The 14,561-nt window shown below is 53.9% G+C and carries 14 protein-coding genes; 8 read left to right on the plus strand and 6 right to left on the minus strand.

Annotated features, from left to right (window positions below):
* Position 1 precedes the first annotated feature (1 nt).
* Positions 2 to 1,165, plus strand: a complete 1,164-nt coding sequence (iadA, locus tag OGV80_RS20905; RefSeq protein WP_200000996.1) for a beta-aspartyl-peptidase — start codon at positions 2 to 4, stop codon at positions 1,163 to 1,165.
* Between the two features lie 115 nt (positions 1,166 to 1,280).
* Here iadA and bcp read toward each other — a convergent pair whose 3' ends face one another.
* Complete coding sequence (gene bcp, locus OGV80_RS20910; protein WP_003835095.1) at positions 1,281 to 1,751, minus strand: thioredoxin-dependent thiol peroxidase; 471 nt, start codon at positions 1,749 to 1,751, stop codon at positions 1,281 to 1,283.
* On the minus strand, positions 1,751 to 2,323 hold the full coding sequence (locus OGV80_RS20915; protein WP_043017165.1) for a glycine cleavage system transcriptional repressor: 573 nt from the start codon (positions 2,321 to 2,323) through the stop codon (positions 1,751 to 1,753). The genes bcp and OGV80_RS20915 overlap by 1 nt, the downstream gene beginning before the upstream one ends.
* Before the next feature lie 145 nt (positions 2,324 to 2,468).
* Between OGV80_RS20915 and dapA the strand changes: the two genes are divergently transcribed.
* The 6 genes from dapA (at position 2,469) to ypfH (ending at position 9,021) form a co-directional block, all read left to right on the plus strand.
* On the plus strand, positions 2,469 to 3,347 hold the full coding sequence (gene dapA, locus OGV80_RS20920) for a 4-hydroxy-tetrahydrodipicolinate synthase (RefSeq protein WP_199994329.1): 879 nt from the start codon (positions 2,469 to 2,471) through the stop codon (positions 3,345 to 3,347).
* Between the two features lie 16 nt (positions 3,348 to 3,363).
* Positions 3,364 to 4,398: an outer membrane protein assembly factor BamC gene (gene bamC / locus OGV80_RS20925; RefSeq protein ID WP_043017164.1), complete on the plus strand. Its 1,035-nt coding sequence runs from the start codon at positions 3,364 to 3,366 to the stop codon at positions 4,396 to 4,398.
* 110 nt (positions 4,399 to 4,508) lie between these two features.
* Positions 4,509 to 5,222 (plus strand): phosphoribosylaminoimidazolesuccinocarboxamide synthase, encoded by a 714-nt coding sequence (purC, locus tag OGV80_RS20930; RefSeq protein WP_003835086.1) that lies wholly within the window; start codon positions 4,509 to 4,511, stop codon positions 5,220 to 5,222.
* A 129-nt stretch (positions 5,223 to 5,351) separates the two neighbouring features.
* Positions 5,352 to 6,218: a KPN_02809 family neutral zinc metallopeptidase gene (gene ypfJ, locus OGV80_RS20935; RefSeq protein WP_005121887.1), complete on the plus strand. Its 867-nt coding sequence runs from the start codon at positions 5,352 to 5,354 to the stop codon at positions 6,216 to 6,218.
* Between the two features lie 15 nt (positions 6,219 to 6,233).
* Entirely contained in the window at positions 6,234 to 8,249 is a 2,016-nt protein-coding gene (locus OGV80_RS20940; protein ID WP_286515689.1) for a tRNA(Met) cytidine acetyltransferase TmcA, read from the plus strand.
* Positions 8,250 to 8,322: 73 nt separating this feature from the next.
* Positions 8,323 to 9,021 carry an esterase gene (ypfH, locus tag OGV80_RS20945; RefSeq protein ID WP_286515690.1) on the plus strand — a complete coding sequence of 233 codons (699 nt, stop codon included), beginning with the start codon at positions 8,323 to 8,325 and terminating at the stop codon, positions 9,019 to 9,021.
* A gap of 92 nt (positions 9,022 to 9,113) precedes the next feature.
* Here ypfH and OGV80_RS20950 read toward each other — a convergent pair whose 3' ends face one another.
* From OGV80_RS20950 to OGV80_RS20960, 3 genes are read right to left on the minus strand one after another with little or no spacing between them, the layout of a single operon-like run.
* Positions 9,114 to 9,314 carry a YpfN family protein gene (locus OGV80_RS20950; RefSeq protein ID WP_003835080.1) on the minus strand — a complete coding sequence of 67 codons (201 nt, stop codon included), beginning with the start codon at positions 9,312 to 9,314 and terminating at the stop codon, positions 9,114 to 9,116.
* Positions 9,315 to 9,341: 27 nt separating this feature from the next.
* Complete coding sequence (gene dapE, locus OGV80_RS20955) at positions 9,342 to 10,469, minus strand: succinyl-diaminopimelate desuccinylase (protein ID WP_003037976.1); 1,128 nt, start codon at positions 10,467 to 10,469, stop codon at positions 9,342 to 9,344.
* Positions 10,470 to 10,472: 3 nt separating this feature from the next.
* Entirely contained in the window at positions 10,473 to 10,829 is a 357-nt protein-coding gene (locus OGV80_RS20960; RefSeq protein WP_075145835.1) for an ArsC family reductase, read from the minus strand.
* A gap of 387 nt (positions 10,830 to 11,216) precedes the next feature.
* Between OGV80_RS20960 and ypfM the strand changes: the two genes are divergently transcribed.
* Positions 11,217 to 11,276: a protein YpfM gene (gene ypfM, locus OGV80_RS20965; RefSeq protein WP_001386977.1), complete on the plus strand. Its 60-nt coding sequence runs from the start codon at positions 11,217 to 11,219 to the stop codon at positions 11,274 to 11,276.
* 75 nt (positions 11,277 to 11,351) lie between these two features.
* Here the strand turns inward: ypfM and acrD are convergent, their stop codons facing one another.
* Positions 11,352 to 14,465 (minus strand): multidrug efflux RND transporter permease AcrD, encoded by a 3,114-nt coding sequence (gene acrD / locus OGV80_RS20970; RefSeq protein ID WP_043017160.1) that lies wholly within the window; start codon positions 14,463 to 14,465, stop codon positions 11,352 to 11,354.
* Positions 14,466 to 14,561 lie beyond the last annotated feature (96 nt).

The following is a 14,561-nucleotide window of genomic DNA, read 5'->3' on the forward strand; positions in this document are numbered from 1 at the left end:
TATGAACTGTTCCATTCTTAATTTGACGTTGTTCCAGCAGGGACACGTGTACGCGCCGGAAGATTTAGGGCGCCAGGACATACTGGTGTCCGGCAGCAAAATTGTTGCCATCGCGCCGTTGATTTCCCCTGAAGATTTTCCCGGCTGCACGTGCATCAATCTTGACGGCGCGATTGTGTGTCCGGGGTTTATCGATCAACACGTCCATCTGATTGGCGGCGGTGGAGAAGCGGGGCCGCACACCCGCACGCCGGAAGTGCGCTTGTCGCGGCTGGTTGAAGCTGGCGTCACCTCGGTGGTGGGATTACTGGGTACTGATGGTATTACCCGTCACCCGGAATCGCTGCTGGCGAAAACCCGCGCGCTGGAATTTGAAGGCATTAGCGCGTGGATGCTGACCGGGGCGTATTCTCTACCTTCCCCGACTATTACCGGCAGCATCGATCGCGACGTGGCGCTGATCGATAAAATTATTGGCGTGAAATGCGCGGTTTCGGACCACCGTTCTTCCGCTCCGGATTCTTCGGCGCTGGCAAACATGGCGGCGCAAGCGCGCGTGGGTGGATTGTTAGGGCGAAAACCGGGAATCAGCGTCTTCCATATGGGCGACAGCCCGCGCATGCTGGAGCCGTTGTACCAGATCCTCGACTGTTGCGATGTGCCGATTACCAAACTGCTGCCGACCCACGTTAATCGTGCACAACCGTTGTTCCAGGCGGCGTTGGAGTATGCCCGCAAAGGCGGTTATATCGACATTACCAGCAGTATTGATGAGCCCGTCGACCCGGCCACGGCAATCGCCACGGCGCTTAGCCAGAACGTGCCGCTGTCGCGTATTACGCTGAGCTCAGACGGCAACGGCAGCCAGCCGGAATTTGATGAGTACGGTAACCTCACCGGCATCGGTGTCGCAGGGTTTGAATCGCTGGCAGAAACGGTGCGCCAGTTGGTGAAGGTTCATGCCATACCGCTGGAGCAGGCGCTGTGTCCGCTGACGCGCACGGTCGCAGAGTTTTTGGGACTGGAGCATAAGGGGCGTCTGGCGGTGGGATGTGATGCAGACATTCTGGTGCTCAACGACGCGCTGGAGGTTCATCACCTGTGGGCGAAGGGAAAAGCCGTGGTCAGGGAGAAAAAAGCCTGCGTAAAAGGGACGTTTGAATAAACGAGGTTGATGCCGGATAGCGGCGTAAATGCCTTATCCGGCCTGCGGGTTGCGCGGAAACAGGCCTGATAAGACGCGTAGCGTCGCCATCAGGCTTTATCCGGCAAAACGTAAATCAAGCGTTCTCTTTCAGCCAGTTCATTACCACATCGTGGTGGTTACTGGTTTTGAAGTCATCAAACACATGCTCAATTTTCCCTTCAGCATCAATCAGGAAGCTGATGCGGTGGATGCCATCGTAGGTTTTGCCCATAAACGATTTCTCACCCCAGACGCCGAACTGCTCGCAAACCTGATGATCTTCGTCGGACAAGAGCGTGAAGTTAAGGACTTCTTTTTCCGCGAATCGGGAAAGCTTCTCTGGTTTATCGGTGCTGATTCCCAGCACTTCAACACCTGCTTTTTTTAACTCATCCATGTTATCGCGCAGGCCGCAGGCCTGAACGGTACAGCCGGGTGTCATGGCTTTTGGGTAAAAATAAACCAGAACACGCTGTCCCTGGAAGTCGGTTAAATTTACTTGTTCTCCGTCTTGATCCGGCAAGCTAAATTTCGGTGCGATATCACCGGCTTTCAGTGGGTTCATTACTTAACTCCATCCTGTTCATCATGCTGTGAGTAATTGACGACGTTAATACTGCCTTGCGCATTGAGTTCTGTACAGAGTGCTTTAAACGCATCTTCAATATTTGCCGCATCATGTGACGCAGGACTATGTGCGGTGATTTGAATAAACAGCTGTGCCGCCTTTCCGTTCTCAGCCGGTTGCGTGCGTGACACCAGTTCCGCAATATTCATTTGGTGGCTGTCAAACAGGGCGGTAAAGCGTTCAATCAAATGTGGAGAATCAGGGACATCGACTTGAACCCATACCGTCGCGGGCATCGCCGGACGGGGGCGCGCGGTCGTGCGCTTCATCACGATCAGTAAATCCAGCTCTGCACCTTTCAATGGTAAGGTTGATTCAATCAGGGTGATGGCATTCCAGGTGCCCGACAGCAACATGATAAACGTGAACTCGTCACCCAGCATGGCCAACCGGCTGTCTTCGATATTACAGCCGCAACTGCTGACATGACGCGTGATGGTGTTCACAATTCCTGGGCGGTCAGCACCCAGCGCAGTAATGACCAGATAGTGTTGCGATGACGATGTCAAACCTGTTCTTCCTTTGAGCGGTGAGGTAATCATAAGGAAAGCATAAAAAAAACATGCATACAACAATCAGAACGGCTCTGGTCGCTTGCTTTTATTGTCGTACCAAACGTACCATTGAGACACTTGTTTGCACAGAGGATGGCCCATGTTCACGGGAAGTATTGTCGCGCTTGTTACGCCGATGGATGAGAAAGGTAAAGTCTGCCGGTCGAGCCTGAAAAAACTGATTGATTATCATGTCGCCAGCGGCACCTCGGCGATCGTTTCGGTTGGCACCACCGGTGAGTCTGCCACCCTGAGTCATGATGAGCATGGCGATGTGGTGATGATGACCCTGGAGTTGGCCGACGGGCGTATTCCGGTAATAGCCGGAACCGGCGCCAATGCGACCGCGGAAGCCATTAGTCTGACGCAGCGTTTCAACGACAGTGGTGTTGTCGGCTGCCTGACGGTGACGCCTTACTACAACCGCCCAACCCAGGAAGGTTTGTTCCAGCATTTCAAAGCCATCGCTGAACATACTGACCTGCCGCAAATTCTGTATAATGTGCCGTCCCGTACCGGCTGCGATATGCTGCCGGAAACCGTTGGTCGCCTGGCGAAAGTAAAAAATATTATCGCTATTAAAGAGGCCACGGGGAACTTAAGTCGCGTTCACCAGATCAAAGAGCTGGTTCCAGACGACTTCATTCTGCTCAGCGGTGATGACGCAACCGGACTGGATTTTATGCAGCTCGGTGGTCATGGCGTGATTTCCGTAACGTCTAACGTTGCGGCGCGTGACATGGCTGAAATGTGCAAACTGGCGGCAGCCGGGCACTTTGCCGAGGCGCGGGTGATTAATCAGCGTCTGATGCCGTTACACAACAAACTATTTGTCGAACCCAATCCTATCCCAGTGAAATGGGCGTGTAAGGAGTTGGGACTTGTGGCGACCGATACGCTACGTCTGCCGATGACGCCAATCACGGACAATGCTCGTGAAATCGTCAAAGCGGCGCTTAAGCATGCCGGTTTGCTGTAAAGTTTAGGGAGATTTGATGGCTTACTCAGTACAAAAGTCGCGCCTGGCCAAGGTTGCGGGTGTTTCGCTTGTTATGTTGCTCGCGGCCTGTAGTTCTGACTCGCGTTATAAGCGCCAGGTGAGCGGTGATGAATCCTATCTGGAGGCCGCACCGCTTGCTGAGCTTCACGCTCCAGCCGGAATGATTCTGCCGGTTATGTCGGGTGACTATAATATCCCGGTAACCAACGGCAGCGGTGCCGTGGGTAAAGCGCTGGACATTCGCCCACCGGCTCAGCCGTTAGCACTGGTCACCGGCGCTCGCACTCAGATCGCGGGTGATACGTCGACGTTGCTGGTGGAAAATGGTCGTGGCAACACGTTGTGGCCACAGGTCGTTAGCGTCATTCAGTCTAAAAACTACACGATCACCAAACGTGATGATGCCAGTCAGACTTTGACCACCGATTGGGTTAACTGGAACCGTCTGGATGAAGACGAGCAGTACCGTGGACGTTATCAAATCTCGGTTAAACCGCAGGGCTATCAGCAAGCGGTAACGGTGAAACTGATTAACCTCGAGCAGGCGGGTAAACCCGTAGCCGATGCGGCATCAATGCAGCGTTACAGCGCTGAGATGATGAACGTTATCTCTGCTGGTCTGGATAAGAACGCCACCGACGCCGCGAATGCCGCGCAAAACCGCTCGGCAGCCACCATGGATGTTCAGAGCGCCGCCGATGACACCGGTTTACCGATGCTGGTGGTACGTGGACCGTTCAACGTGGTATGGCAGCGTCTGCCGGCAGCGCTTGAGAAAGTGGGGATGAAAGTGACCGACAGCACCCGCTCTCAGGGCAGCATCGCCGTCACCTACAAACCACTGTCCGATAGCAACTGGCAGGAGTTGGGCGCAAGCGATCCGGGTCTGGTATCCGGCGACTACAAACTGCAGGTCGGTGATTTAGACAACCGCAGTAGTTTGCAGTTTATCGATCCGAAGGGGCATACCCTGACGCAAAGCCAGAACGACGCGCTGGTCGCCGTCTTCCAGGCCGCGTTCAGTAAGTAAAAATAAAGGGCTGGATAACTCCAGCCTTTTTTTCTGATATGATACGCAAACGTGTGCGTCGGCAGAAAAACGCAATATTTATCGTTAATTCACACCCAGGAGTAATAAAGATGCAAAAGCAAGCTGAGTTGTATCGTGGTAAAGCGAAGACCGTATACAGCACGGAAAACCCGGACCTGTTGGTGCTCGAATTCCGCAATGATACGTCAGCAGGGGATGGCGCGCGCATTGAACAGTTTGACCGTAAAGGCATGGTGAACAACAAGTTCAACCATTTCATTATGACTAAACTGCAAGAAGCGGGCATTCCTACCCAGATGGAGCGACTGCTTTCCGATACCGAATGTCTGGTGAAAAAACTGGAGATGGTACCGGTTGAATGTGTGGTACGTAACCGCGCGGCAGGCTCACTGGTTAAGCGTTTAGGCGTTGAGGAAGGTATTGAACTGAATCCGCCGCTGTTTGATCTGTTCCTGAAAAACGATGCTATGCACGATCCAATGATTAACGATTCCTATTGCGAAACTTTTGGTTGGGTGAGCAAAGAGAATCTGGCGCGTATGAAAGAGCTGACCTACAAAGCCAACGACGTGCTGAAAAAGATGTTTGATGATGCGGGTCTGATTCTGGTCGACTTCAAACTTGAGTTCGGTTTGTATAAAGGTGAAGTGGTTCTGGGCGATGAGTTTTCACCGGACGGCAGTCGTCTGTGGGACAAAGAAACGCTGGATAAAATGGACAAAGATCGCTTCCGCCAGAGCCTGGGCGGGCTGATCGAAGCCTATGAAGCCGTCGCGCATCGTCTGGGTGTGAAGTTAGACTAATCCTCCCTCTGAGCCGGCGATCGCTCTCCGGCTCATCAATCCCGCTGATTTTGATTACTGTTTCTTATGGTAATCCTGTTCCGAACCGCCTACGATCATCATCATAATGAATAAAAAGTTGAGGTGATTATGCGCTGGCAAGGGCGTCGTGAAAGTGACAATGTGGAAGACAGACGAAACAGCTCCGGCGGTGGCCCCTCTATGGGCGGCCCTGGTTTTCGTTTGCCCAGTGGTAAAGGCGGCATCATCCTGCTAATCGTGGTGCTTGTCGCAGGTTATTATGGCGTGGATCTCACCGGATTAATGACCGGTCAGCCTGTTTCCCAACAGCAATCATCACACTCCATCAGCCCAAATGATGATGAAGCAGCGAAATTTACCTCGGTAATTTTGGCCACCACGGAAGATACCTGGGGACAGCAGTTTGAAAAAATGGGCCGGACCTACCAACAGCCGAAGCTGGTGATGTATCGCGGAGCAACGCGAACCGGCTGCGGCGCGGGCCAGTCCGTGATGGGACCGTTTTATTGCCCGGCAGATGGCACGGTATATATCGACCTCTCATTCTATGATGACATGAAAAACAAACTGGGCGCCGATGGTGATTTTGCTCAGGGTTATGTTATCGCCCATGAAGTGGGTCACCATGTGCAGAAACTGCTGGGTATTGAACCGAAAGTTCGCCAGATGCAGCAGAATGCCTCACAGGCTGAGGTAAATCGTCTTTCCGTGCGTATGGAACTGCAGGCGGACTGCTTTGCCGGCGTCTGGGGCCACAGTATGCAGCAGCAGGGCGTGCTGGAGTCCGGTGATCTGGAAGAAGCGCTGAACGCCGCTCAGGCCATTGGCGACGATCGCCTGCAGCAGCAGGGACAAGGACGCGTTGTGCCGGACAGCTTTACCCATGGTACTTCCGAGCAGCGTTTTACCTGGTTCAAACGCGGTTTTGACAGCGGCGATCCGGGACAATGTAATACTTTTGGTAAAGGCATTTAAGATACAGAGGCAGGGATGTCTGATATCACGGCGCTGAGCGCGTTAACCGAACAGATGAGCTGCGAAGGGATCCGTCGTCTGCTGATTATCAGCGGCGAAGGGAACTGGTGTCGGGAGCGGGCATTAGCGCTACGCAACATGTTACCCGGCGACTGGCTATGGGTAGGGGCGCAAGCCCCTGCTGAGCCGAACTGCACGCCGCAGGCGCTGCAAACGTTACTAGGGCGCGAGTTCCGTCATGCGGTTTTTGACGCAGGGCAGGGATTTGACGCTGCGGCATTTGCCGCCTTAAGCGGAACGCTGATTGCCGGAAGCTGGCTGGTTTTGCTCACTCCACCCTGGCATAGCTGGCACACGCATCCGGACGCGGATTCACTGCGCTGGGGCGACTGCGCTGAACCTATCCCAACACCGTACTTTGTTGAACACGTTAAACGGGTAATTTCCTGTGACGGGCAGGCTCTGCACTGGCAACAGCATCTGCCTGCATCCAGCCCAGGTTTTCCTGTTCGTGCAGACTGGCACGCGGCAACCGGTGAACCTCAGCCTGAACAGGCGCTGATTTTAGCGCAGTTGCTGGAGATGCCTCCCGGCGTGGTTGCGGTCACTGCCGCACGTGGCCGGGGCAAATCCGCGCTGGCGGGGCAACTGATAGCACGTATCAACGGGACAGCGATTGTTACCGCGCCTGCCAAAGCGGCAACCGATGTGCTGGCGCAATTTGCCGCAGAGCGTTACCGCTTCATGGCCCCGGATGCGCTGTTAAGCAGTTCTGCAACCGCAGACTGGCTGATTGTAGATGAAGCCGCCGCGATCCCCGCGCCGCTGCTGCACCAACTGGTGGCGCGTTTTCCTCGTACACTGTTAACCACCACCGTTCAGGGCTACGAGGGGACTGGCAGAGGCTTCTTGCTGAAATTCTGCGCCTGCTTCCCCACTCTTCGACGCTATGAGTTGCAACAACCCGTACGCTGGGCGCAGGGATGTCCGCTGGAGCAAATCGTCAGCGATGCGCTGGTGTTTGGTGATGAAACGTTCACGCATACCCCATTGGGGGATTTGCACTTCTCGGCGTTTGAGCAACGCGCCTGGCATACAAACCCGGCGCTGCCGTTAGCGGTATATCAACTGCTTTCCGGGGCGCATTATCGCACCTCGCCACTGGACCTGCGGCGGATGATGGATGCGCCGGGGCAGCATTTCCTTCAGGCTTCGGCTGCTGACTCGGTGGCGGGAGCCGTCTGGCTGGTCGATGAGGGGGGATTATCCGCAGAATTAAGCCAGGCCGTCTGGGCCGGATATCGCCGACCAAGAGGCAATCTGGTTGCACAGTCACTGGCGGCGCATGGCGGTGACCCGTTGGCGGCGACGCTTGTCGGGCGACGGGTTAGCCGAATTGCGGTTCATCCCTCGCGCCAGCGAGAAGGTATCGGACAGCAGTTGATTATGCAGGCCCTGCGTTATTCCATGCAGTGTGATTATCTGTCCGTCAGCTTTGGTTATACGGCTGAACTATGGCGTTTCTGGCAACGCTGCGGTTTTGTGCTGGTACGGATGGGCAATCATCGGGAAGCCAGCAGCGGCTGTTACACCGCTATGGCGATACTTCCCATCAGCGAAGCGGGTAAACGCCTTGCCCGGCGGGAACACCAGCGCCTGCGCAGGGATGCGGAAATCCTTGCGCAGTGGAATGGAGAGCACATTCCGCTGACCCCGCTGAAAGAGGCTACGCTTAATGGGGATGACTGGGCTGAGCTGGCTGGGTTTGCCTTCGCGCATCGACCATTGCTGACGTCGCTTGGCTGTCTGAGTCGTCTGCTTGAGCACAGCGAACTGCCTCTTCCGGCGCTTCGCGGGCGTTTACAGGCTAAACACAGCGACGCCGAATTATGCCAACGGCTGAAGATCTCAGGTCGCAAAGCGCTGCTGGCGGTTCAGCGCGCTGAGGCCGCGCAGGCCTTAAAACAGCTGGACGCTGAACGTGAACAGCGGCTACATAATCGCATTATGCAATGGCAATTTTTTCACTAACTTCTTCAATTTCCTGGCATGGTCATTGCGGTTAAGCGGCGTAGAATGATTCTCATCAGTTAAGGAGATCGCCATGAAAGATGACCATTTTGTTGTTCAAAGTCCCGATAAACCCGCTCAACAGCTATTGTTGCTGTTTCATGGCGTCGGCGATAACCCGGTTGCCATGGGGGAAATTGGCTCCTGGTTTGCGCCGCTGTTTCCGGATGCGCTAATCGTTAGCATTGGCGGGGCAGAGCCTTACGGTACAACTTCTGGACGTCAGTGGTTTTCGGTGCAGGGCGTAACGGAAGAGAACCGTCAGGCGCGTATTGACGCGATTATGCCGGTGTTTATCGAAACAGTGCGTTACTGGCAGAAGCAAAGCGGCGTTTCACCGCAGGCTACCGCGCTGATTGGTTTTTCTCAGGGTTCTATTATGTCGCTTGAGAGCATCAAAGCCGAGCCGGGGCTGGCGTCGCGGGTCATTGCCTTCAATGGTCGCTATGCCACTTTACCGGAGACGGCAACCACTGCGACTACGGTGCACTTGATTCACGGCGGTGAAGACCGGGTGATTGAGTTATCTCACGCCGTTGCCGCGCAGGAGGCGTTAATTCGCGCCGGTGGGGATGTGACGCTGGATATCGTTGAAAATCTGGGGCACGCCATTGATGAACGCAGCATGCAGTTTGCGCTCGATCATTTGCGTTTTACCGTACCGAAGCACTACTTTGATGAAGCGCTGAGCGGTGGTAAGCCTCACGATGATGATGTGATTGAGATGATTTAACCTGTAGGCCGGATAAGGCGAAGCCGCCATCCGGCATGACAGTCAGTGATAGTGCCGGATAGCAATGTGATATGTGTTATCCGGCCTACAAATTATTTCTTCGGTTGATCCTTATTCGGCCAATCGTCGTCGTCATCCCATTTATCGTTAAAGTCACGATGCGGGGGAAGTTCCGGCTTATTCGCAAGAAATTTCTTGTGGTCGACGCGCTTGAGATCTTTAATCACGTTCAGCAGTACGCCTACCAAAAACACCAACACCAGAATCCACCAGTACTTTGCCAGCCAATCCATGCTCATTTCCTCTTACAGGAACACTCATCAGGCGACGAGTTGTTCCATGATACGTTGATACATTCGGGCAAGCAGCTGCAGGTCGGCGGCATTAACACATTCATTAATTTTATGAATAGTGGCGTTGACCGGCCCAAGTTCTACTACCTGCGCCCCCATGCGAGCAATAAAACGCCCGTCGGACGTCCCGCCTGTAGTCAGTAACTGCGGTTTAATCTCATTATAGTGCTCAATGGCGTTCACCACCGCATCAACCAGTTTACCGCGTTCTGTCAGGAAAGGCTGACCGGAAAGCCACCAGTCGACGGTATAACGGAGCTGATGTTTCTCCAACAGCGCGTGAACCCGTGCTTTAATCATCTCATCGGTCAGCTCAGTGCTGAAACGGAAGTTGAACTGGATAAACAGTTCGCCGGGGATAACGTTGTTGCTGCCGGTACCTGCCTGAATATTGGCAATCTGCATGCTGGTCGCCGGGAAGAATTCGTTACCCTGATCCCACTCAATCGCCACCAGTTCGTTGAGCATTGGCGCCGCGCGGTGTACCGGGTTATCGGCCAGATGCGGATAGGCTACGTGGCCCTGCACACCGTGAATGGTTAGGTTGCAGGTCAGTGAACCACGACGTCCATTTTTCACCACGTCGCCAACGATCTCCGTACTGGACGGCTCGCCAACCAGACAATAATCCAGTCGCTCATTACGCGCCATCAGCGCTTCAACTACCTTCACGGTGCCGTTTTTAGCGCTGGCTTCCTCGTCGGACGTTATCAAAAACGCCAGACGACCCTGATGGTTTGGATGCTGGGCAACAAAACGCTCTGCGGCCACGACCATCGCCGCCAGCGAACCTTTCATATCCGCTGCGCCACGCCCGAACAACATGCCATCGCGAATGGTCGGTTCGAACGGGGGGTTAATCCAACGATCAACATCGCCGGCAGGCACTACGTCAGTGTGACCGGCAAATGCCAGAGTCTCACCTTTACCGCGCCATGCCCAAAAATTCTGTGTGTCACCAAAATCCATACGCTCAACGGTAAAACCTACCGCGCGCAGGCGTTCAATCATTAACGCCTGGCACCCGGCATCATCCGGGCTCAGGGAAGGACGGCGAATAAGCTGCTGTGTCAGCTCAATAACCGGGCACGACATAGACTACACCTCATTAAAAAACAGAGTATAACTGGATTCACTGAAACCAAGCAGCATAGGCTTACCCGGCGCGCAGAGCAATGGGCGTTTGATAATTGCTGGCATTTCAATCATCAACGCGGCGGCAGAGGAGGCATCTGTGATTTTACTGCGTGTAGCTTCATCCAGTTTACGCCAGGTGGTTCCACGCGTATTGAGCAATGGCTCCCAGCCTAATTCGTTAATAAAAGAGTGCAATAGCGCATTGTCCAGGCCGTCGACGCGATAATCATGAAAGCGGTATTCGACCCCATTGTCTTCGAGCCAGCGTCTGGCCTTTTTAATCGTGTCGCAATTCTTAATGCCGTAGAGGGTAATCATTTGAATCCTTATTGACATAAATTGAATATTTATTCTCGTATTCTATAACTATGAATAATACATATTGTCATCGAATCGTTATAGAAAAATATAACATTGTTGTTGAATGGTGAATAATGATTCCTGAAAGTTCCAAAACTCGCGGGAAACTGAAAATCAGAATTTGCCTGTTTGCATCAGCCTGTTTTTCCATCAGAATTGACAAAGTAGTAGATGATGTATGAATATTTCAAAATATTGCAGTAAGTCACATAAAATTTATGGGTTTAGCGCATAGTGATTACATATACCCCAGCACTGGAGGAAGTAATCACAACCATCGGTTAAATTGCCTTCTTTTAAAGATGATGATTTCGTAGAATGCCCATAATAATAAGAGAGGTTGTTATGATTGAACGTGAACTGGGGAACTGGAAAGACTTTATCGAAGTGATGCTTCGTAAATAATTTTCTGGAAGAAATTCATATCCTGCAAAGGATAAAAAAAGGCGACTCAACGTAAGTCGCCTTTTTTGTGTCCGATTATTCTGGGCGTGGCTTCAACGGGAAGCGTCTGCGCACCAGCACAAAGAACAGAGGAACGAAGTAAATCGCCAGGATAGTGGCTGAAATCATCCCGCCCATTACGCCCGTCCCCACCGCATGTTGACCACCGGAACCTGCGCCACTGCTGATGGTCATCGGCAGCACCCCAAAGATAAACGCCAGCGACGTCATCAGAATTGGTCGTAAGCGTTGGCGACAGGCATGCAGGGTGGCGTCGAGCAAGTCGTGTCCTTTCTCGTTCATTTCATTGGCGAATTCAACAATCAATATCGCGTTCTTCGCCGAAAGACCGATAACGGTGAGTAACCCAACCTGGAAGTACACGTCGTTTTCCAGGCCGCGCATCCAGGTGGCGAGCAGCGCGCCAATGACCCCCAGCGGCACCACCAGCATGACGGAGAAGGGAACCGACCAACTTTCGTACAGAGCCGCCAGACACAGGAATACCACCAGCAGAGAAATGGCGTACAGGGCGGGAGCCTGAGAACCTGACAGCCGTTCCTGATAGGACATCGCAGTCCATTCGAGGCCGAATCCGGTCGGCAACTGGCGCACCAGCGATTCCATTATGTCCATTGCCGTACCGGTACTGACGCCCGGCGCGGCTTCGCCGACAATCTCGACGGCAGAGTAGCCGTTATAGCGTTCCAGACGCGGTGAACCTGTTTCCCAGCGCGACGTGGCAAAGGCCGAGAAAGGCACCATGCCGCCGCTATTGTTGCGGACATACCACAGGTTGATGTCGTCCGGAAGCATGCGATATTTTGCCGCCGCCTGCACGTAAACCTTCTTCACGCGCCCCCGGTCCATAAAGTCATTGACGTAGCTGGAGCCCCAGGCCGTTTGCAATGTGTCGTTGATATCATCAATGGAAACGCCCAGTGCCTGGGCTTTGCGCTGATCGATATCAATTTGCAACTGCGGGCTGTCGTCCAGACCATTATGACGAACGCGGGTCAGGGAGGCGTCTTTCCCGGCCAGTTCGATAAGCTTGTCTCGCGCGGCCATTAACGCATCATGGCCCGCACCGGCGTGATCCTGCAGCTCCATATCGAAACCGGCAGAGCTTCCGAGGCCGCTGATAGCTGGAGGGCTGCTGGCGAAGACGCGGGCTTCTTTAATCTTGTTAAAGGCTTTGGTCGCACGTTCAATGATGGCGAAAGAGGTTCCGGTCGTGGTGTCGCGCTCATCCCAGTCTTTTAAGCGGACAAACATACGTGCCACGTTTTGACCGTTCCCGCCAGGGCCGGAGCCGACCGTGGAAAAGACTGACGTAATGTTGTCTTTCTCATGGGTGAAGTAATACTTCTCCACCTCCTCAACCACTTTCAATGTTTGTTGCTGCGTGGAGCCGCTGGGCAACTGCACCGAGGTTGTAAACATGCCGCGGTCTTCCAGGGGCAGGAAGGAGGTTGGCAGGCGCAGAAACAGGAAAACCATACCGCCAAGCAGCAGGCCGTAGATCAGTATCCAGCGCAGGCTGCGGTGCAGGATCCTGGCGACGCCTTTTTCATAGCGTTCGGCGTTGCGATTAAACATGCGGTTAAACCAGCCAAAGAAACCGGTTTGCCCGTGATGTTCGCCCTTATGCAGCGGTTTGAGCAGGGTGGCGCACAGGGCAGGGGTGAGGATCATCGCCACCAGAACAGACAGCACCATCGCGGAGACGATGGTTATCGAGAACTGGCGGTAAATAGCCCCGGTGGTGCCGCCGAAGAAGGCCATTGGGATAAACACCGCCGACAGTACCATCGCGATACCGACCAGCGCGCCCTGGATTTGACCCATCGATTTCCGCGTCGCTTCCCGCGGCGAAAGGCCTTCCTCGCTCATTATACGCTCGACGTTTTCCACCACCACAATGGCGTCATCGACCAGCAGACCGATCGCCAGCACCATTGCAAACATCGTCAGGGTGTTAACGCTGTAGCCAAAGGCGTAGAGCACCGAGAAGGTGCCCATCAGGACCACGGGAACGGCGATGGTAGGAATCAGCGTGGCGCGGAAGTTTTGCAGGAACAGGTACATCACGAGGAATACCAGCGCGATCGCTTCCAGCAGCGTTTTCACCACGTCGATAATTGAGGCTTTGACAAAGGAGGTGGTTTCATACGCTACCTTGTACTCCAGCCCGTGCGGAAAATACTGCGAAAGCTCGTTCAGGCGGTCGATAACCAGCTCCGCCGTTGCCATTTCATTAGCGCCGGAGGCCAGTTTTACCCCCAGACCGGAAGCCGGGTTGCCGTTGAAGCGGCTGAGGTAGTCATACTTTTCAGCGCCCATTTCGACCGTCGCCACATCGCCCAGTTTAACTTCTGAGCCATCCTGGTTGACGCGTAGCGTAATCGCGCGGAATTCATCCGGAGTCTGCAGCAAAGACTGGGCGTTGATTGTTGCATTTAGCGCCTGCTTGTCCACCGAAGGTGTACCGCCAAGCTGTCCGACGGCAATCTGCGCATTCTGTGACTCGATAGCGTCGGTCACATCTTTGGCGGTCATTTGAAAGCTGTTGAGTTTGGCCGGGTCGAGCCAGATTCGCATGGAATATTGTGAACCGTAAGCATCAATATCGCCCACGCCGTTTATACGGCTGAGCGGATCCTGGATATTACTGGCGACGTAGTCAGCGATGTCCTGCTTATCCATTGAACCATCGGTGGAGACGAAGGCGATGGTCAGAATATTGGTGTCCCCGGTCTTACGCACCGTGACCCCCTGATCCTGTACCGCCTGCGGAAGCTTACGCATTGCCGACTGTAGCTGGTTTTGCACCTGCTGGACGGCCTCGTCAGGATCGGTTCCGGCGACGAAGCTCAGCGTAACCGATGCCTGGCCTGTCCCACTGCTCTGCGATGACATATACATCAGATTATCGAGACCGGTCATGTTCTGCTCGATAACCTGGGTGACGGTGTTTTCCAGCGTTTGTGCGGATGCGCCAGGGTAGTTCGCGGTTATCCGCACGTTTGGCGGCGCCAGATCGGGATATTGCTCAACGGGCAGCGAAAAAATAGCCAGGGCTCCTGTCAGGCACAACAGGATAGCTAACACCCAGGCAAAAATGGGGCGATCGATGAAAAAATTCGCCATTAAAAGGGGACCTCGTGTTTCTGCGTATCGTTATGGGTATGACTTGCTTCACTTTAGCGGCAAGGTACGGGTCAAACGTGGAGAAAAAAAGAAGAT

The sequence above is a fragment of the Citrobacter sp. Ce119 genome (assembly GCF_030334525.1).
GTDB classification, from domain to species: domain Bacteria; phylum Pseudomonadota; class Gammaproteobacteria; order Enterobacterales; family Enterobacteriaceae; genus Citrobacter; species Citrobacter europaeus.